The sequence below is a fragment of the Rhizobium sp. AN80A genome (genome assembly GCF_030053015.1).
Classification (GTDB): domain Bacteria; phylum Pseudomonadota; class Alphaproteobacteria; order Rhizobiales; family Rhizobiaceae; genus Rhizobium; species Rhizobium metallidurans.
In genome coordinates, this window is the sequence record NZ_JASJPX010000003.1 from 864,826 (window position 1) to 882,019 (window position 17,194).

Annotated in this window: 13 protein-coding genes and 4 pseudogenes; 8 read left to right on the forward strand and 9 right to left on the reverse strand. The window is 62.8% G+C overall.

The window, feature by feature from the left end; translation table 11 throughout:
• Entirely contained in the window at positions 1–318 is a 318-nt protein-coding gene (locus P3R82_RS15765) for a TfoX/Sxy family protein (RefSeq protein WP_283194514.1), read from the forward strand.
• 25 nt (positions 319–343) lie between these two features.
• Here the strand turns inward: P3R82_RS15765 and P3R82_RS15770 are convergent, their stop codons facing one another.
• From P3R82_RS15770 to P3R82_RS15785, 4 genes and pseudogenes are all read right to left on the reverse strand, one after another.
• The gene (locus P3R82_RS15770) at positions 344–763 is read right to left on the reverse strand and encodes an NUDIX domain-containing protein (RefSeq protein WP_183901794.1); all 420 of its coding nucleotides are present in this window, start codon (positions 761–763) and stop codon (positions 344–346) included.
• Positions 764–767: 4 nt separating this feature from the next.
• The gene (locus P3R82_RS15775) at positions 768–2,282 is read right to left on the reverse strand and encodes a DEAD/DEAH box helicase (protein WP_283194515.1); all 1,515 of its coding nucleotides are present in this window, start codon (positions 2,280–2,282) and stop codon (positions 768–770) included.
• Positions 2,283–2,440: 158 nt separating this feature from the next.
• Positions 2,441–3,760 (reverse strand): M23 family metallopeptidase, encoded by a 1,320-nt coding sequence (locus tag P3R82_RS15780; protein WP_283194516.1) that lies wholly within the window; start codon positions 3,758–3,760, stop codon positions 2,441–2,443.
• Positions 3,761–3,885: 125 nt separating this feature from the next.
• Positions 3,886–4,360 (reverse strand): annotated as a pseudogene (locus tag P3R82_RS15785) (peroxiredoxin).
• 118 nt (positions 4,361–4,478) lie between these two features.
• Between P3R82_RS15785 and P3R82_RS15790 the strand changes: the two are divergent.
• A pseudogene (locus P3R82_RS15790) lies at positions 4,479–7,878 on the forward strand (hypothetical protein).
• A gap of 237 nt (positions 7,879–8,115) precedes the next feature.
• Here P3R82_RS15790 and P3R82_RS15795 read toward each other — a convergent pair.
• Positions 8,116–9,281 (reverse strand): annotated as a pseudogene (locus P3R82_RS15795) (IS481 family transposase); the annotation flags it as partial.
• A 102-nt stretch (positions 9,282–9,383) separates the two neighbouring features.
• Between P3R82_RS15795 and P3R82_RS15800 the strand changes: the two are divergent.
• Positions 9,384–9,506 (forward strand): hypothetical protein, encoded by a 123-nt coding sequence (locus P3R82_RS15800; protein ID WP_283194517.1) that lies wholly within the window; start codon positions 9,384–9,386, stop codon positions 9,504–9,506.
• Positions 9,507–9,517: 11 nt separating this feature from the next.
• Here P3R82_RS15800 and tyrS read toward each other — a convergent pair whose 3' ends face one another.
• Entirely contained in the window at positions 9,518–10,774 is a 1,257-nt protein-coding gene (gene tyrS, locus P3R82_RS15805) for a tyrosine--tRNA ligase (RefSeq protein ID WP_283194518.1), read from the reverse strand.
• A gap of 130 nt (positions 10,775–10,904) precedes the next feature.
• On the opposite strand from tyrS, the gene P3R82_RS15810 reads away from it, so the two are divergent.
• Both P3R82_RS15810 and P3R82_RS15815 read left to right on the forward strand, forming a co-directional pair.
• Positions 10,905–12,029 (forward strand): anhydro-N-acetylmuramic acid kinase, encoded by a 1,125-nt coding sequence (locus P3R82_RS15810; RefSeq protein ID WP_283194519.1) that lies wholly within the window; start codon positions 10,905–10,907, stop codon positions 12,027–12,029.
• Entirely contained in the window at positions 12,026–12,553 is a 528-nt protein-coding gene (locus tag P3R82_RS15815; RefSeq protein ID WP_283194520.1) for a GNAT family N-acetyltransferase, read from the forward strand. The genes P3R82_RS15810 and P3R82_RS15815 overlap by 4 nt, the downstream gene beginning before the upstream one ends.
• A 9-nt stretch (positions 12,554–12,562) precedes the next feature.
• On the opposite strand, the gene P3R82_RS15820 is transcribed toward P3R82_RS15815, so the two are convergent.
• The 3 genes from P3R82_RS15820 to P3R82_RS15830 are packed head-to-tail and all read right to left on the reverse strand — an operon-like array spanning position 12,563 to position 13,880.
• Positions 12,563–12,781: a hypothetical protein gene (locus tag P3R82_RS15820; protein WP_183901786.1), complete on the reverse strand. Its 219-nt coding sequence runs from the start codon at positions 12,779–12,781 to the stop codon at positions 12,563–12,565.
• A complete protein-coding gene (locus P3R82_RS15825; protein WP_283194521.1) occupies positions 12,778–13,200 on the reverse strand; it encodes a putative toxin-antitoxin system toxin component, PIN family in 423 nt (140 codons plus the stop codon). Before P3R82_RS15825 ends, P3R82_RS15820 begins: the two co-directional genes overlap by 4 nt.
• A 2-nt stretch (positions 13,201–13,202) precedes the next feature.
• Positions 13,203–13,880 (reverse strand): alpha/beta hydrolase, encoded by a 678-nt coding sequence (locus tag P3R82_RS15830; protein ID WP_283194522.1) that lies wholly within the window; start codon positions 13,878–13,880, stop codon positions 13,203–13,205.
• 204 nt (positions 13,881–14,084) lie between these two features.
• Between P3R82_RS15830 and P3R82_RS15835 the strand changes: the two genes are divergently transcribed.
• From P3R82_RS15835 to P3R82_RS15845, 3 genes and pseudogenes are all read left to right on the forward strand, one after another.
• Complete coding sequence (locus tag P3R82_RS15835) at positions 14,085–15,251, forward strand: cysteine desulfurase family protein (protein WP_283194523.1); 1,167 nt, start codon at positions 14,085–14,087, stop codon at positions 15,249–15,251.
• Positions 15,252–15,415: 164 nt separating this feature from the next.
• A pseudogene (gene sufB, locus P3R82_RS15840) lies at positions 15,416–16,884 on the forward strand (Fe-S cluster assembly protein SufB).
• A gap of 69 nt (positions 16,885–16,953) precedes the next feature.
• On the forward strand, positions 16,954–17,175 hold the full coding sequence (locus P3R82_RS15845) for a hypothetical protein (RefSeq protein ID WP_018902232.1): 222 nt from the start codon (positions 16,954–16,956) through the stop codon (positions 17,173–17,175).
• Positions 17,176–17,194: the final 19 nt, after the last annotated feature.

Sequence of the window (17,194 nt, forward strand, 5' to 3'; positions counted from 1 at the left end):
ATGGACGCGGCCGAAATCGAAGAGATGTTTCAGGGGCTCGGCCCGGTCACCATCAAGCGCATGTTCGGCGGCAAGGGGATCTATCATCTCGGCCGGATCGTCGCGCTGGAGTTTCGCGGCGACATGCTTTTGAAGGCCGACGACGTCAGTTCACCCGCCTTCGCGGAGGCCGGCGCCAGCCAGTGGACCTATGAGGGAAAGAGCGGCAAGCCGGTGAAGATGCCGTACTGGTCGATCCCCGACGACGCCTATGACGATCCAGACCTGATGGCGGGCTGGGTGCGGCTTGCTTACGAGGCGGCCATCAGATCGGAGTGATCGGCCGCGTCTTCCAAGTTCAATTCTAGAATTGCTCGCTGCCGAGACGGCCGATGGCGGCCTCGGCGAAGGCGGAGAGCGGCCGCGGCAACTCGCTGCGTGTGAACCAGCCGAAATCAGACAGCTTGTCAGGCTCGGTCAATGCCGGCTCGCCCGAGTAGTCTTCGGCGATATAAAGAAGTGAGATCCAGTGCTGGCGGTCGGCGTCGCTGATGACCTCGGTCGGGCCGAGAAGGCTGACGCGGCCGATTTCGAGGCCGCTTTCTTCCTCGGCCTCGCGCTTCGCGGCCTGCTCGGCGGGCTCCATATGATCGACCTTGCCGCCCACGATGCTCCAGTGGCCGGCTTCGGGCGCCTTGACGCGCTTGTAGAGCAGGATCTTTCTGTCGCGCAGGATAACCAATCCCACGCCGAGACCCGGAAAATCAATACCGGGGCTGCCCATCGCGTCAGATCTTGGCGTTCGCCGTGATCAGCATGAAGGCGGGAATGTCGTCGCCGAAACCGACCGGTGTCGGGCCGTCGTCGTGGTCGCGATAGCGGCGGCGGTCGCGATTGTCGTCGTTAGCCGGGTAAGGGCGGTTGCCGCGCGCGTTGTTGTTCTGTCTGTTGTTCTCTGACTTGCGCTCTTGCTTCACGCTTTCGACCCTTGCTGGTGCGGCTTGTACCGGTGCGGCTGCTGTTTCGATCGTCTCGACGCCATTATCCTCGGCGGCGATATCAGATTTATGACCCGAACGATTTCTGCCACGGCCACGGTCCTTGTCCCGCTCACGGCCGCCCTTGCGGCGCGAGCGATCGTCGTCACGGCTCGGCTCGGCCGGCGGCAACGTCGAGAGATCGCCATTGTGCCATACGATCTTCTCACCGATCAGCTTTTCGATCGCGTCGGTGAATTTCTGGTCGCGGCTGGTGACGATGGTGAAAGCAGCGCCTGCGCGGCCTGCGCGGCCGGTACGGCCGATGCGGTGTACATAATCCTCGGCGTGAATAGGTACATCGAAGTTGAAGACGTGGCTGACATCGGGGATGTCGAGACCACGGGCCGCGACGTCGGAAGCCACCAGAAGCTGGAGCTGGCCGTCGCGGAAATTCTGCAGCATGGTCGTGCGCGAACGCTGGTCCATGTCGCCATGCAGCGCGCCGACGGAGAAGCCGTGACGTTCCAGCGAACGGAACAGATCGGCGACGTCCTTCTTGCGGTTGCAGAAGATGATGGCGTTCTTCAGCTCTTCCTGGGCACGAATGAGGTCGCGCAGCGTCGAGCGCTTCTCGTAGTCCTTGCCATGGGCGGCGACGAAGCGCTGCGTGATGGTCTTGGATGCGGAGGCGGGCTTGGCGACTTCGACACGTTCCGGATTCTGAAGGAAGCGGTCGGCCAGCTTCTGGATCTCCGGCGGCATGGTGGCCGAGAAGAACAGCGTCTGGCGGGTGAACGGGATCATCTTGGCGATGCGTTCGATATCGGGAATGAAGCCCATGTCGAGCATGCGGTCGGCTTCGTCGATGACGAAAATCTCGACGCCGCTCATCAGCAGCTTGCCGCGCTCGAAATGGTCGAGCAGGCGGCCGGGGGTGCAGATGAGGACATCGGCGCCACGCTCGAGCTTGCGATCCTGATCCTCGAACGAAACGCCGCCGATCAAAAGCGCGACGTTGAGGCGGTGGTTCTTGCCGTATTTCTCGAAATTCTCGGCGACCTGGGCCGCGAGTTCGCGGGTCGGCTCGAGGATCAGCGTGCGCGGCATGCGGGCGCGGGCGCGACCCTTCTCCAGCAGCGACAGCATCGGCAGAACGAAGGAAGCGGTCTTGCCGGTGCCCGTCTGTGCGATGCCGCAAATATCGCGGCGCTGAAGCGCAAACGGAATCGCGCCAGCCTGGATAGGTGTTGGCACCGTGTAGCCCGCGTCCGTGACAGCGGAAAGCACTTTTTGGCTCAAGCCAAGATCAGCAAATGTCGTCAAAGGGAAAACTGTTTCCGTTCCGGTTCGGCCGGACTCAGGCTTGAGTCGGCGTGATTGCATGCCGCAATGCAGCGCCACATAGGCTGAAACGGTTGAGAAGTCAAGGAAGCGGCGCGGTCTCAGGGTTGTTGAGGTAAAACCACGGTTAGCGAGATCGTTCAGTTTATATAACCGGCGAGTTTCGTGCCGGCGCTGATGAAGTAGATCGGGTCGACGGCGCGTCCATTCTGGCGCACCTCGTAGTGCAGGTGGGTGCCGGTGGAGCGGCCCGTGCTGCCGGCCAGCCCGACCGCGTCCTCGCGGCCGACGATGTCGCCGACCTTGACCAGGACCCCGGCCATGTGGCCGTAGCGGGTGATGATGCCATTGCCGTGGTCGATCTCGACCATGTTGCCATAGCCGCCGCTCCATCCCGCCGTAATCGCCTTGCCGGGGGCCGTCGGGCGGATCTTCTCGTTGGGCGTGAAGCGGAAATCGATCCCGGAATGCAGCGCCAGCCGGCCCATGAAGGGATCGCGGCGGTTGCCGAAGGGGCTGGTGACTTCCTTGCCGATCGCGGGATGCTGGAATGGCAGCGATACGGCGGTTTCGCGCACGGCTTCGAGCCGGGTGAGGGCGGTGTCCAGTTGCGCCAGCGAATTGTCGAATTCATTGCCGATCCCGGGGCCGATCTCTGGCTCGACATAGGGGCCGCCGACGGCGCTGTTGTCATCCGGCTTGACACCGGCCGTCTCGGAGGGGACGCGGATCTGGAAGCGGGTCAGGACGTTGGAGATCGCGGCCGAGGCATCGCTGGCGTCGGTCGTCAGCTGGCTGACGCGATCGCGCTGGCGCTGCTCGATCCCCTTGAGGGATAGCGTGACCTTGGAGAAGACGCGGTCGGCACGATCGCCGCTGGTTTCGCGCGGCGGGACGTAGGCGAGCGTCGAATTGTCCGGCGTCACGTCGGCCGGTGTCGCGTCGCCGGCGAGCTGGCGTTCGATCGGTTGCATCGCGGCCGGCAGTTCGGCGCGCTTGCCTTTGGCGTCGGCCGCATCGGCGGATGCCGGCGTTTCGGTCTTGGCGTCGAGGCCGGAATTTTCCGCCCGGTCGAGCAGCTGGCCGAGCTTGCCGCGGCGCGAGACCAGCGCCTGCTGCTGCTCCATCAGCTTGTCGACCTTGTCTTCGACGACCTGCTGGTCGAGCAGCTGGCGCGAGGTGACGCGATCGACCTGGGCACGCAAGGCGGCGATGCGATCCTCGTAGTCGTGCTGCATGCGCGCCTGGCGCGCCATCGTGGCGCCGATGAGATCGTCACGGAGCACGAGGTAGGAGGTGGCGAGCAGGTAGCCGATCGCGAAAACACCCACGAAGCAGAACGCGATTGCCGCCATCCACGGCTTGACGGTCAGGTGACGGACCCGGTCGCCGCTGGCAAGGATCAGGATATGTTCCTGTTTTTGTTTGCCGAATATGCGGTTCTGCTGTGTGTGCGTCACGGAGAATCTCCCAACTGACGGACCTGCCTCAATTGGATCGATTACACACTGTTAAGGTTAATAAAGCCTTAGATTTGGCCTTGTTCAACACATGGGTGAATTTTCGGAATTTACTCTTTTCGCGGTCAGGAGGGGAGATTCCTGACCGCCTCCAGCACCGCTTCGGCGTGCCCGGCGACCTTGACCTTCTGCCAGATGGCGGCGATCTCGCCATTGGGGCGGATCAGGAAGGTCGTGCGCTCCACGCCCATATAGGTGCGGCCGTACATGCTCTTTTGCTTCCAGACGCCATAGGCCTCCAGCGTGGTCTTGTCCTCGTCGGCGGCGAGCGTCACGCCAAGCTTGTGCTTCTTGATGAACCGATCATGGCAGGTGGCCGAGATCCGGCGACATTCCGACAATGGCGGCGCCCGATTTCTCGAACGCGTCGGCGAGCGCCGTGAAGGCGATCGATTCGGTGGTGCATCCGCTCGTGTCGTCCTTCGGATAAAAGAACAGAACCAATGCCTTGCCGCGAAAATCCGTCAGTTTCACGCGTCCGCCGCCGTCGCGCGGGAGGTCGAAATCGGGCGCCATGGAGCCGATGGTGAGTTCCGCCATGGGGAAACCTTTCTTTTGCCGGGTTTGTGGATAAGAGGTGATTTGCCAGATATATATTGGACAAATCAGCGTCCAGCCAGTCTGGTCCAATCACAGAACAGGGGTACAGGCGAGGCGCATGTCGGCGATCCGCGGCGAGAAGGTCAGATTCCGCAAGAAAGATATCGTCGCGCTGCACGATCTTCCCTCCGCACGGACCGAGGATCCGCTGATCGTGCATTGCCCGCCGATGCGCTCGGGCATGCGTCGGACGGCCGGTCTCGCGGGCGGCCTGATCGGCTTGTTTATCTTCATCGTCGCCGCCATCATCTTCACCGTCGAAAGCGGCGTCTTCGATGAGCCCTTGTCGCGGCAGGCGCAGTCGGCGTTGAATTCGGCGATCGGGCCGCGTTACCGGGCCGAGGTCGGCTCCACGGTCATCCGCTTCACATCCAACATGCGGCTGGCGCTCGAAGCGCGCGACGTCAGCGTGATCGACGAAAAGAGCGGTCAGCATATGTCGACGACGGGCGCCATGCGCATGGCGCTCGATCCCCTGCAATTGTTCCGGGGACGGATCGCCATCGCGCAGGTGGAGGCGCAGGACATCGCTCTCGACACCGCGCTGCTGCCTTCGGGCAAACCCTTGAAGCTGGACGGCCTCAGGATCGACCAGATTCCGGCCGCGATGGAAACGGTGTTCGAGCAGCTGGATGTTCTCGACGGCTTCGTCGATCGCGGCGGGACGAAGTCGATCAAGCTCGAGGGCCTCGACATCAAGCTCGCCGACACGGCCAACGGGCCGCTGTCCATCGTCGTCAACAGCCTGGTGTTCTCACGAAACCCGCAGAACGCGCTGCAGCTCGATGGCGAGGTCGCGATCAACGGTCGTTTGACGACGCTGCACCTGGCGACCGAAAAGGCCAACGGGCGAACGTCGCGGCTGACGGGCGAGCTCGATGGCGCCGATCTGGCGCCGTTCACGCTGAAGCGCAACGCGATCGGCGAGATCCGCCAAGGTGTCGACGCACTGGCGGGTACGGCGGTTTCAGCCGTGCGCGGCGACGAGGCGACCACGCCGTCGCTTGCCGTCGCGGTCAATCTGCAGGCGGGCAAGTTCTACATGGACGGCGACGAGCAGGAGCTGACGGGCGGGCAGGTCAACCTTGCCTATGACTTCAGCAAGCAATCGCTGGAGATCGCACGCTCGCGGCTGCAGTTCGGGCCAACGATCGTGCCCTTCAACGGCGCGCTGATCGACCTCGACAAGATCGACACCACCGCCGCGAAGGGTTTCGGCGTCGATCTCCTGATCAGCGGCGGCACGGCCGCGCCGGTGACCTCGGGCGAACAGCCGCTTGCCTTCGATGTTCAGGCGACGGGGCGCTATTTCGTCGACGCGCGCGAGCTGCAGTTCGCCAATATGACCGTGTCGAGCCCGGGCGGATCGCTCTACGGTTCGCTGCGGGTCCGTTTCGGAGACAAGTCGCCCGAGATCAGCTTCTCCGGCCAGTCGCAACAGTTGCAGACCACCGCGGTGAAGCAGCTCTGGCCGTTCTGGATGGCGACCAAGGGGCGCGAGTGGGTCGAGCGCAACCTTTACGGCGGCGTGGTGTCCAATGCCTCGATCGATGTCTTCATTCCCTTCGGGCGGCTGGAGGAGGCCGTCGGCAAGGGGCTGAAGCTGGATGAAAACCAGATCAGGATCGCCTTCGACATCGCCAATACGCGCATGAACGTGACCGGCGACATTCCGCCAATCCGCGATACCAACGCGCATTTCTCGCTTGCCGGTCCGAAGGCGACGATCTCGATCAAGAGCGGCAAGTCGTTCTTCCCGTCCGGGCGCACCGTCGACGTCGGCGAGGGTACGTTCATCCTGCCGTCCACCTACGACAAGCCGCTGATGGCCGAGCTCAACCTGCCGATATCGGGCGCGGCCGACGCGATCGGCGAGCTGCTGACCTTCAAGCCCATCCAGGTGCTGCAGCGGGCGGGCTTCGTGCCAGAGGATCTGAAGGGCAACGTCACCGCTTCGGTGCAGGCGCGCATCGGTCTCATCGCCTCGCAAAACCCGCCGCCGGTCGAATGGAAGGCGGTGCTGCAATTGCAGGACCTGGACGTCGCCAAGGCCATATCGGGACGCAAGATCACCAATCTCGACGGCACGCTGACGGCCGACCCGAAACAGGTGGTTCTCGACGGCAAGGGCTACATCGACGGCGTGGCGGCGGCGATCAAGCTGGTCGAGCCGACCGAAAAGTCCTCCGACATCCAGCCGCAGCAAAGCGTGACGGCAACGCTCAACAACGATCAGCGCGAGAAGATCCTGCCTGGCCTGTCCGATATCATCGACGGTCCGATCAGCGTCCAGCTCGACCGCATCGACAAGGATCGCCAGTCCGTATCGCTCGATCTCGGCAAGGCGAGGCTCGATCTGCCGTGGATCGGATGGTCGAAGGGAAGCGGCATCGGGGCGACGGCCGATTTCGAGATTTCCGGGCCCGACGACAATCTGCAGATCAAGAATTTCGTCCTGAAAGGCGACGGATTTGGAGCCAGCGGCGCGCTGTCGATGAGCAAGGGCAATCTGCAGAAGGCCGATTTCGACAGCGTGAAACTGTCGTCGCTCGACAATTTCGCGATCTCGCTTCGCCGCGCCAAGGGCGGCATGGAGGTCTCGGTCTCCGGCGCCAGCGCCGACGTGCGTCCGGTTCTGGCGCGGATCAAATCGGGAAGCGGAGACAAGGGCGACGGGGCGTCGAAGAGCGACAGCAGCGTTTCGCTGAAAGCCAGCCTTGGAAGCGTCGTCGGCTTCAACGACGAGAAGCTGCGCAACGTGCAGGCCACCTACATGGCTGATGGCAGCCGCATCCGCTCGCTCAACCTGTCCGGCCTCACCGACAGCGGCGAAGCCGTGGTCGCGCAGACGCAAGGCGGCGGCGCCATCACCGTTACCAGCGGCGATGCCGGCGCCGTCTCGCGGTTCGCCGATCTCTATCAGCACATGCGCGGCGGCCTGCTCAACCTTTCCATCCGGCTCGGCGCCGGCGACGACTGGGACGGCTCGATCGACGTGCGGCGCTTCTCCATCGTCAACGAGCAGCGCCTGAATTCGATCGTCTCGACACCTGTCGGCCAGGAACAGCGCAGCCTGAACGCGGCCGTGAAGCGCAACATCGACACATCCGCGCAACGATTCCAGCGCGGCTTCGCCCGCATTCTGTCGAGAAACGGCGTCGTCGGCATCGAAAACGGCGTGGTGCGCGGCGATCAGGTCGGCGCGGTGTTCCAGGGCACGCTGCGCGACGGTTCGCGGCAATATGGACATGACCGGAACCTTCATGCCCGCCTACGGCCTGAACCGGCTGTTCGCCGAACTGCCGATCATCGGCATCATCCTCGGCAACGGCACCGACCGCGGCCTGATCGGCATCACCTTCAAGCTGACGGGCAAGCTCGATGCCCCGAACCTGACGATCAACCCACTGTCGATCATCGCACCCGGCGTTTTCAGGAATATTTTCGAGTTTCAGTGAGGCGATGATGGGTGAGGATCGCTAACCTGCCGAATTTACGGTGTTTCCTTCTCCCTCGACGCCATCCTCGGGCTCGTCCCGAGGATCTGAGCACGTGCCCCGGAGTGCGACGGTGATGGTGCTTGTGGTGACGGTCCAGCAATTGGCTTTTGCGTAGGCCAATCGTTGGAAACGCCCGCCATGTGTCCACTCGCGTCGAGCAAGTGGCGCCGTGCTCAGATCCTCGGGGAGTGTAAAGCCCGGAGACATCCGTGACAGTCGTTCGGAGACATGCCTGACACTCACGTCGGGTTTGCGAGGTCGATTTTTGCGACCTTGGTTGCGCCGAAGAAGACGCCATAGAGGCCGTCGCGGTCGAGGGGGCGGATGGCGAGGCATTCGCCCTTGAAGGCGCCGGGCACGCGCCATGCCTGGCCCTTGAAGCTGATGTAGCCCTTGGTGGTGCTGATGCGCCGGACGATCTCGCCGCTGTCGTAGACGGGCTCCGGCAGGCGCTTGGGAAACGATCTTGGCGAGGGGCTGTAGCGACTGGCCGGAACCGCCATGCCGATCGCCTCGTGCGGGCGGTGGTGATTGTAGATCTCGCGCCAGAGATCGAATGCCTTCTGCGCCTGGGGCTGGCCGGAGAGCGTCGCGAAGTTCAGTACCTCGGCCTTGAGGCTGCGGTGGAAGCGCTCGTTCTTGCCGCGTCCCTGCGGGTGATAGGGCCTTGCATGGATGAGATCGATGCCGAGCTTGAGCAACCAGACGCGCAGCCGCGTCCACTGGTTGGGAACGCCGGTGCCCCACGGGTTGCCGTTGTCGGTATAGATGGCCATGGGCAGGCCGTAGCGGCGCAAAATAGGCTCCATGCGGCCGCGAACGGTCGGCATCTGCTGGTCGAGGCAGGCCTCGATGGCGATGGCGAAGCGGGAATGGTCGTCGATGATGGTGAGCGGATGGCACCATGCACCCGAGGTCAGCCTGATCTGTCCCTTGAAGTCCATCTGCCAAAGCAGGTTGGGCGCCTCGCGCTCGAAGCGGCCTGGCGCCAGGTGGTCCTTGGTGTGCGGGCCGATCCTGCCGTGGCGGGCAAGGATCGCATGCACGGTCGAGGCGCAGGGCGGCGCGATGCCGAGATCGAGCAGCCGCCTTGCGATCTTGCGGGCGCCCCATGCCGGGTGTTCGTCGCGCACCGAAAGCACCGAGCGCTCGAGATCAGTGGTGCGCCGCGGGCTTGCATGCGGCCGCCGCGACCGGTCCTCGACCGTTTCGCCGGCGGCGAACCGCTTCAGCCAGACATAGCCCGTCTGGCGGCTGATGCCGAAGCGCTCGCAAAGCGCCGAAACATTCGCTCCCTCACGTCCAGCCAACCGGCAGAATTCCAAACGCTCGTCCACAACCGACCTCGCCCGCCAAGCCATCAAAACCTCCCGGATTGCAATCCGAAAAGTGTCAGGCATGTCTCCGAACATCTGTCAGGTATGTATCAAGGCTGTACAACAAGGCCGAGGATGACGGTTGAGATGGTGGTTTCCGTCTCGAAAGCGTTGAATCTGCGCCATTTTCGGCTCCTCGGCGTCATCCTCGCGACGCGGCAAAGCACAAAAAAGGCCGGCGATCGTGCCGGCCTTTTGGTGAAGTCCTGAACAACCCGCGCTTACGCGGCCGGGCGGATCAGGATGTGTTTCTTCTTGCCGAGCGACAGCTTGATCACGCCGTCGGCGGTCACTTCACCTCCGCCGATGAGCTTGCGCTCGTCGCTGATGGCCTGGTCGTTGATGCGGACCGCGCCGCCCTGGACATGGCGGCGGGCTTCGCCGTTGGAGGCGGCGAGGCCGGCGCGGACGATCAGGGCGAGCAGGCCGATGCCGGCGTCGAGTTCGGCCGCGGGCACGTCGATCGAGGGCAGGTTGTCGGCGAGCGCGCCTTCCTCGAAGGTCTTGCGGGCCGTTTCGGCCGCCTGTTCGGCGTTTTCACGGCCGTGCAGGATCGTGGTGACCTCGGTCGCCAGGATCTTCTTGACCTCGTTGAGCTCGGAGCCGGCAAGGGCCGAAAGGCGGGCGATCTCGTCCATCGGAAGCGTGGTGAAGAGCTTCAGGAAGCGCGGCACGTCGGCGTCTTCGGTGTTGCGCCAGTATTGCCAGAAGTCATAGACCGGCAGCAGGTCGGCGTTGAGCCACACCGCGCCCGAAGCGGACTTGCCCATCTTGGCGCCCGACGAGGTGGTGAGCAGCGGCGAGGTCAGCGCGTAGAGTTGCTCGGTCCCCATGCGGTGACCAAGGTCGATACCGTTGATGATGTTGCCCCACTGGTCGGAGCCGCCCATCTGCAGCCGGCAATCGTAGCGCTTGGCGAGCTCGACGAAGTCGTAGGCCTGCAGGATCATGTAGTTGAATTCGAGGAAGGACAGCGAGTGCTCGCGGTCGAGGCGCGTCTTGACGCTGTCGAAGGAGAGCATGCGGTTGACCGAGAAATGACGGCCGACATCGCGCAGGAATTCGAGGTAGTTCAGCGAGCGCAGCCACTCGGCGTTGTTGATCATCAGCGCCGGATTGCCCGACTTGTCGTAGTCGAGGTAGTTGGCAAAGCAGCTCTTGATCGAGGCGATGTTCTCCTCGATCGTATCGACCGTCATCAGCTTGCGGGCCTCGTCCTTGAAGGAGGGGTCGCCCACCATGCCGGTGCCGCCGCCCATCAGCGAGATCGGACGGTGGCCGGTGGCTTGGAACCAGTGCAGCATCATGATCTGGGTGAGGTGGCCGACATGCAGGCTCGATGCGGTCGGGTCATAGCCGATATAGGCGGTCACGGTTTCCTTGGCGAGCAGGGCGTCGAGGCCGGATTCATCGGAGATCTGATGAATGAAGCCACGCTCTTTCAGCGTGCGGAGGAAATCGGATTTGAACTCGGTCATGACCTTTTGCTTTCGGATCAGGATTTTCGGATTGGCTATTGTTGAAGCAACGCGGCGCGTTTAGCACTGTTTTCTCGCACAGTCACCATTTGGTTGATTGGCTCCTTTATTTGTAGATCATCGAGGGACAATGGGGAAAATCCTGACAGCGATCGGCCTGATGAGCGGCACCTCGATGGACGGGGTCGATGCGGCGCTGCTTGAGACCGACGGCGAAAATATCATCCGTCGCGGCCCGAGCCTCTACGTGCCCTATGACGACGATCTGCGTGGCCGCTGGAAGCAGGCGCTGCAGACGGCCAAGGCCGTGGTCGAGCGCGGCGACCGGCCGGGCGACCTCGCGGACGCCGAGAGGGTGCTGACGCTTTGCCATGCCGCCGTGGTCAAGTCCTTGCTTTCGCGTCACGGCCTCAAGCCTGACGATATCGACCTCATCGGCTTTCACGGGCAGACGGTGCTGCACCGGCCGGATGCCGGCGTCACCGTGCAGATAGGCGACGGACCGCTGCTCGCGTCGGAGACCGGCATCGACGTCGTCTACGACATGCGGGCCAACGACATGGTGCATGGCGGGCAGGGCGCGCCGCTGATCCCGGTCTATCATGCGGCCCTCTCCGCCAACCTGCCGGACGGTTTCGCCGCGCCCGTGGTGTTCGTCAATATCGGCGGCATTTCGAACCTCACCTATGTAGGTGCCGACGGCGCGCTTTCGGCTTTCGACAGCGGGCCGGGGAATATGCTGATCGACCAGTGGGTCGAGGCGCATACCGGCCGGGCCTACGACCGCAACGGCGAGACGGCCAGCCGCGGGGCGGTGGTGCCGGATCTTACGCGCCGCTATCTGTCGAGCCCGTTCTTTTCCGGCAATATCAGGCGCTCGCTCGACCGCGGCGATTTCCTGCCGCCTGAAAAAGGCGAGGTGTCGCTGGAGGACGGCGCGAGGACGCTGGCGCATGTCACCGCCGCCTCGATCGTCACGCTCGCCGATCACCTGCCGCACCCGCCCAGGACATATGTCGTCTGTGGCGGCGGGCGGCTCAATCCCGTGATCATGCGCGAATTCGCCGATCTCGCCACGGCAAAGGGCGCGCGGGTCGTCTCGGCGGAGATGGCAGGCTTCGACGGCGGCGCCATGGAGGCGGAGGCCTGGGCCTATCTGGCGGTGCGCTCGCTCAACGGACTGCCGCTGACATATCCAGGGACGACAGGCGTTTGTGCGCCCGAGACCGGCGGCGTGATCGCGAGGAAGCCATGACCGACACCATTATCCTGAAGACGCCCCGGCTCGTCTTGTCCATGTGGGGGCAATACGACGTCCATCTGCTGCAATTGCTGCATTCGACGATCGAGACCACCCGCTACCTCTCGGGTGCCGCACCCTGGAGCGCTGCCAAGGTGCAAGAGCGCTTCATGAGCTTTTTCGCCGAGCAGGCCCGCGATGGCGTGACAAAATACAAGGTCACCAGCCTCGACGACGGTCGCTTCATCGGCCGCGCCGGCTTTTCCCGTTATGGCGGAGATCGCGGCGCGTTCGAGCTCGGCTACTCGCTTCGGCAGGAGGAGTGGGGCAAGGGTTACGCGACGGAACTGGGGAAGGGCCTGGCGGACTGGTTTTTCGACAAGGGGCTGGCTGACCAGTTCATCGCATTCACGCATCCCGACAATGTCGCGTCGCAACGTGTTCTGACGAAAATCGGCATGCGGGGCCGCATGCCGCTGACCATAGACAACATGTCCTGCCCGACCTTCGAGCTGACCGCCGAGATGCGCCAAGCCTAGCGGACGCGCTTAGCTTCTGTCGGGCTTACGCAGGAGGTCCAGCGCCTTGTCGACATCACCGCGTCCGCGTTCCGACATCGCTTCGAACGTCTGGCGCGCTTCGAAGTCCCGCACCATCCGCGCCGTCATGTCGCTCAGCAGATCCTCCACGGTTCTACCGCTCTCGGCCGCGATGTCCGCGACTTTCCTCTCGACATCCTTGGAAACCTGAAAACTCAGCATCGTCATGAATTTCGCTCTTCGAGAAAGACATCGGGCGTGACGACGCGCAAATCGGGAAACCGCAATTCCCGCTGGCGAAAGTCTCGCTGGTTATAGGTGACGATTGTAGCGCTGTTTGCCGCAACGGCCAATTCGAAAACATGGTTGTCGGCTTCGTCGGGAAGATTGGGCCGCCAGAGGTAGAATACTTCCTGCCATTGGCTGCGGGAAACGAAAGCACGGAGCAGCAGCTGGCGTTCCTCCAGACTCAAACGAGCCGCCCTGAAGAGCGGCTCGCGTTCGATAACATCGAGATATTCCAGAAACAGCGTGGCGCCGATTACGGGCGTCAATTCCCCCGTCAGGCACAGCTCAATAACGCGGCTGGCTGGGCCGTTGCCGATACAAGCGCTGACGAGCACGTTGGTATCGACAACGATCCGCATCGTCAGCGGATGCGCTTGGCGGCGGGCTCCGGGACCAGTTCGCCGTTGAGGCGGCGGTCGAGGTAGTCCTCGCATTCGCCCATCAGCGTTTCCACCTGGCCGTTGAAGAAGTGGTTGGCGCCCGGCACCGTGCGGTGGGTGATGAGGATGCCCTTCTGGGTCTTCAGCTTCTCGACCAGGCCGTTGACGTCCTTCTCCGGTGCCACCTTGTCGGCGTCGCCGTTGATGATCAGGCCTGATGACGGGCAGGGCGCGAGGAAGGAGAAGTCGTAGGTGTTCGGCTGCGGCGCGATCGATATGAAGCCTTCGATCTCCGGACGGCGCATCAGGAGCTGCATGCCGATCCACGAGCCGAAGGAATAGCCGGCGACCCAACAGGTCTTCGAATCAGGATGCAGGCTCTGCACCCAGTCGAGCGCGGAGGCCGCGTCCGAGAGTTCGCCGGCGCCATGGTCGAATTCACCCTGGCTGCGGCCGATACCCCGGAAGTTGAAGCGCAACGTCGTGAACCCGCGCTTCTGGAACATGTAGAAGAGCTGGTAGACGATCTGGTTGTTCATCGTGCCGCCGAACTGTGGGTGCGGGTGCAAAATGAGGGCAATCGGCGCGCTCTTTTCCTTGGAGGGCTGGTAGCGGCCTTCAAGGCGGCCTGCGGGGCCGTTGAAAATGACTTCGGGCATCGGTACTCCGGCTTTTATTTCTCGCGTTCGCCCTGCGCAGACTTGACGGACGTTGTCAGCTTTTCTAAAACGCAGTTTAGAACAATTCGAAACTTGCATGGCAATCCACGCAGTGTTGGATGTGTCATAGGACAAGCCCGGCTGACTTTTCAAGGAAAATGCACCGGTCCGCCACGCAAGAAACAAGCGCAGGACGAAAAGATCATGGCGCCGGCCCGGCTCTATCTCGATTGGAACGCGACGGCACCGCTGCATCCCGCAGCGCGCGACGCGGTCCTGCGGGCGCTTGATATGTTCGGCAATCCGAGTTCCGTCCATGGCGAGGGCCGCGCGGTACGCGCCGCGATCGAAGGTGCCCGCCGGCAGGTAGCGGCCCTCGCCGGCGCCGATCCCGCCCATGTCATTTTTACCAGCGGCGCCACCGAGGCCGCCAACATGGTGCTGACGCCCGATTTCCGCATGGGCCGCACGCCGATGGCGATCGGGCATCTCTATCACTCGGCGATCGAGCATCCGGCGATCCGCGAGGGTGGACGGTTCGGCAAGTACCGCACGACCGAGATTGCGGTGACCGCTAACGGCGTCGTCGATCTCGATCAGCTGCAAAGCCTTCTGGCCGGCCACGACAAATCGACCGGGCTGCCGATGGTCGCGGTCATGCTCGTCAACAACGAGACGGGCGTGGTGCAGCCGGTGGGCGAGGTGGCCAAGGTCGTTCAGGCACATGGCGGCCTGCTCGTGGTCGATGCCGTGCAGGCGGCTGGCCGGATCGCGCTTGATATCAATGCGTTGGGCGCCGATTTCGTCATCGTCTCCTCGCACAAGATCGGTGGTCCTAAAGGCGCCGGCGCGCTGGTGTCGCGCGGCGAAGTGCTGATGCCGAGGGCGCTGATCCACGGTGGCGGCCAGGAAAAGGGTCACCGGTCGGGGACCGAGAATTCGCTTGCCGTCATCGGCTTCGGCGCGGCGGCCGAGGTCGCTGTCCGAGAGTTCGACGAGCGCAATGCCCGCATCTCCAGCCTGCGGCAGCAGCTGGAAGACGGAATGCGCGCGGCAGCGCACGATGTCGTCATTTATGGCGCGGATCAACAGCGGGTCTCCAACACCACCTTCTTCACCCTGCCGGGGCTGAAGGCGGAGACCGGGCAGATCGCATTCGATCTCGAAGGCGTGGCGCTGTCTGCCGGTGCTGCCTGCTCGTCCGGCAAGGTCGGCGAGAGCCATGTTCTGGTGGCGATGGGTCGTGATCCAAAGCTCGGCGCGCTCCGGATGTCGCTCGGTTTTTTCACGACGGACGAGGATATCGCCAGGGCCGTCGCGACATTCACGAAGATAGCCGCGCGGCGCAAGCCGGCGGGAGAGGCGGCGTGATTGCCTGATAAGGCGCCACGACCGCCTGATAAATTTGCGAAAACGCAAATTTCCACTTGCCATTCGGGCTGAAAAGTCCCCTTTGGCCACTTACATAAGGGGCAACCAAAATTGCCCGAACGACAAGCTGCCGGACCTTTTCTCCGGCGAGATTGGAGAACGATATGCCCGCCGTCCAGGAAACGGTCGATCGCGTCCGCGAGATTGACGTCGATCAGTACAAATACGGTTTCGAGACGATCATCGAGATGGACAAGGCACCCAAGGGCCTGTCCGAGGATATCATCCGTTTCATCTCCGCCAAGAAGCAGGAGCCGGAATGGATGCTCGAATGGCGTCTGGAAGCCTACAAGCGCTGGCTGACGCTGGAAGAGCCGAACTGGGCTCGCGTCGATTATCCGAAGATCGATTTCAACGACATCCACTACTACGCGGCGCCGAAGTCGACGCCGGGCCCGAAGTCGCTCGACGAGGTCGATCCTGAAATTCTCAAGGTCTACGAGAAGCTCGGCATTCCGCTGAAGGAACAGGAAATTCTGGCTGGCGTCGAACGGCCGAAGATCGCCGTCGATGCGGTTTTCGACAGCGTTTCCGTCGTGACGACGTTCAAGGAAGAGCTGAAGAAGGCCGGCGTTATCTTCATGTCGATCTCGGAAGCCATTCGCGAGCATCCGGAACTCGTGCGCAAGTATCTCGGCTCGGTCGTTCCGACCTCCGACAACTACTATGCGACGCTGAACTCGGCCGTCTTCACCGATGGTTCCTTCGTGTTCATTCCGAAGGGCGTTCGCTGCCCGATGGAGCTGTCCACCTACTTCCGCATCAACGAGAAGAACACCGGCCAGTTCGAGCGCACGCTGATCATCGCCGAGGAGGGCGCCTACGTCTCCTATCTCGAGGGCTGCACCGCGCCGCAGCGCGACGAAAACCAGTTGCATGCGGCCGTGGTCGAGCTCGTTGCTCTCGACGACGCCGAGATCAAGTATTCGACGGTCCAGAACTGGTATCCGGGCGATGCCCAGGGCAAGGGCGGCATCTACAACTTCGTGACCAAGCGCGGCGATTGCCGTGGCGCGCGTTCGAAGATCTCGTGGACGCAGGTCGAAACCGGTTCGGCGATCACCTGGAAGTACCCGTCCTGCATCCTGCGCGGCGATGATTCCAGGGGCGAGTTCTACTCGATCGCGGTGTCGAACGGCCATCAGCAGATCGATCGGGCACCAAGATGATCCATCTTGGCAAGAACACGTCGAGCCGCATCGTGTCGAAGGGTATTGCTGCCGGCGTCTCGCAGAACACCTATCGCGGCCAGGTCTCGGCCCACCGCAAGGCATCGAACGCCCGCAACTTCACGCAGTGCGATTCCCTTCTGATCGGCGACAAATGCGGCGCTCACACGGTTCCCTACATCGAGGCGAAGAACTCGACCGCGCAGTTCGAACACGAGGCGACCACCTCGAAGATCTCCGAGGACCAGAAGTTCTACTGCCTGCAGCGCGGCATTCCCGAAGAAGAGGCGATCGCCCTGATCGTCAACGGCTTCGTCAAGGAAGTCCTGCAGGAACTGCCGATGGAATTCGCCGTCGAAGCGCAGAAGCTGATCAGCATCTCGCTTGAGGGTAGCGTCGGTTAACCTGAGGCAGGTGTCGTCCTCGGGCTTTGCCCGAGGATCCGAGAAGCGGTCGTTTGAAGGACGGCAGATATGAACGAGAAGGTCGAACATCTCATCCTCGAACATTTGCGCGCGGTACGGGCGGATATCAGTTCGATGAAAGAGGAAATGGCCGGCATGCGCGGCGAAATGTTCGCAATGCGCCAGCACATGGGCGGGCTTATGAGCGCCCAACTTGTTCAAGACACGGAAATCGCGGGCCTCAAGGTCCGCATAGAGCGAATGGAAAAGCGGCTTGAGCTGAGCGAATAGGCTCGCGGACCGTCGACTG

Bases quoted from the DNA above. Each gene is read 5' to 3' on its own strand.
- P3R82_RS15765 (WP_283194514.1), top strand. From the start codon at position 1: ATGGACGCGGCCGAAATCGAAGAGATGTTTCAGGGGCTCGGCCCGGTC.
- P3R82_RS15770 (WP_183901794.1), bottom strand. From the start codon at position 763: ATGGGCAGCCCCGGTATTGATTTTCCGGGTCTCGGCGTGGGATTGGTT.
- P3R82_RS15800 (WP_283194517.1), top strand. From the start codon at position 9,384: ATGGTGGTTTCCGTCTCGAAAGCGTTGAATCTGCGCCATTTTCGGCTC.
- tyrS (WP_283194518.1), bottom strand. From the start codon at position 10,774: ATGACCGAGTTCAAATCCGATTTCCTCCGCACGCTGAAAGAGCGTGGC.
- P3R82_RS15810 (WP_283194519.1), top strand. From the start codon at position 10,905: ATGGGGAAAATCCTGACAGCGATCGGCCTGATGAGCGGCACCTCGATG.
- P3R82_RS15815 (WP_283194520.1), top strand. From the start codon at position 12,026: ATGACCGACACCATTATCCTGAAGACGCCCCGGCTCGTCTTGTCCATG.
- P3R82_RS15820 (WP_183901786.1), bottom strand. From the start codon at position 12,781: ATGACGATGCTGAGTTTTCAGGTTTCCAAGGATGTCGAGAGGAAAGTC.
- P3R82_RS15825 (WP_283194521.1), bottom strand. From the start codon at position 13,200: ATGCGGATCGTTGTCGATACCAACGTGCTCGTCAGCGCTTGTATCGGC.
- P3R82_RS15830 (WP_283194522.1), bottom strand. From the start codon at position 13,880: ATGCCCGAAGTCATTTTCAACGGCCCCGCAGGCCGCCTTGAAGGCCGC.
- P3R82_RS15835 (WP_283194523.1), top strand. From the start codon at position 14,085: ATGGCGCCGGCCCGGCTCTATCTCGATTGGAACGCGACGGCACCGCTG.
- P3R82_RS15845 (WP_018902232.1), top strand. From the start codon at position 16,954: ATGAACGAGAAGGTCGAACATCTCATCCTCGAACATTTGCGCGCGGTA.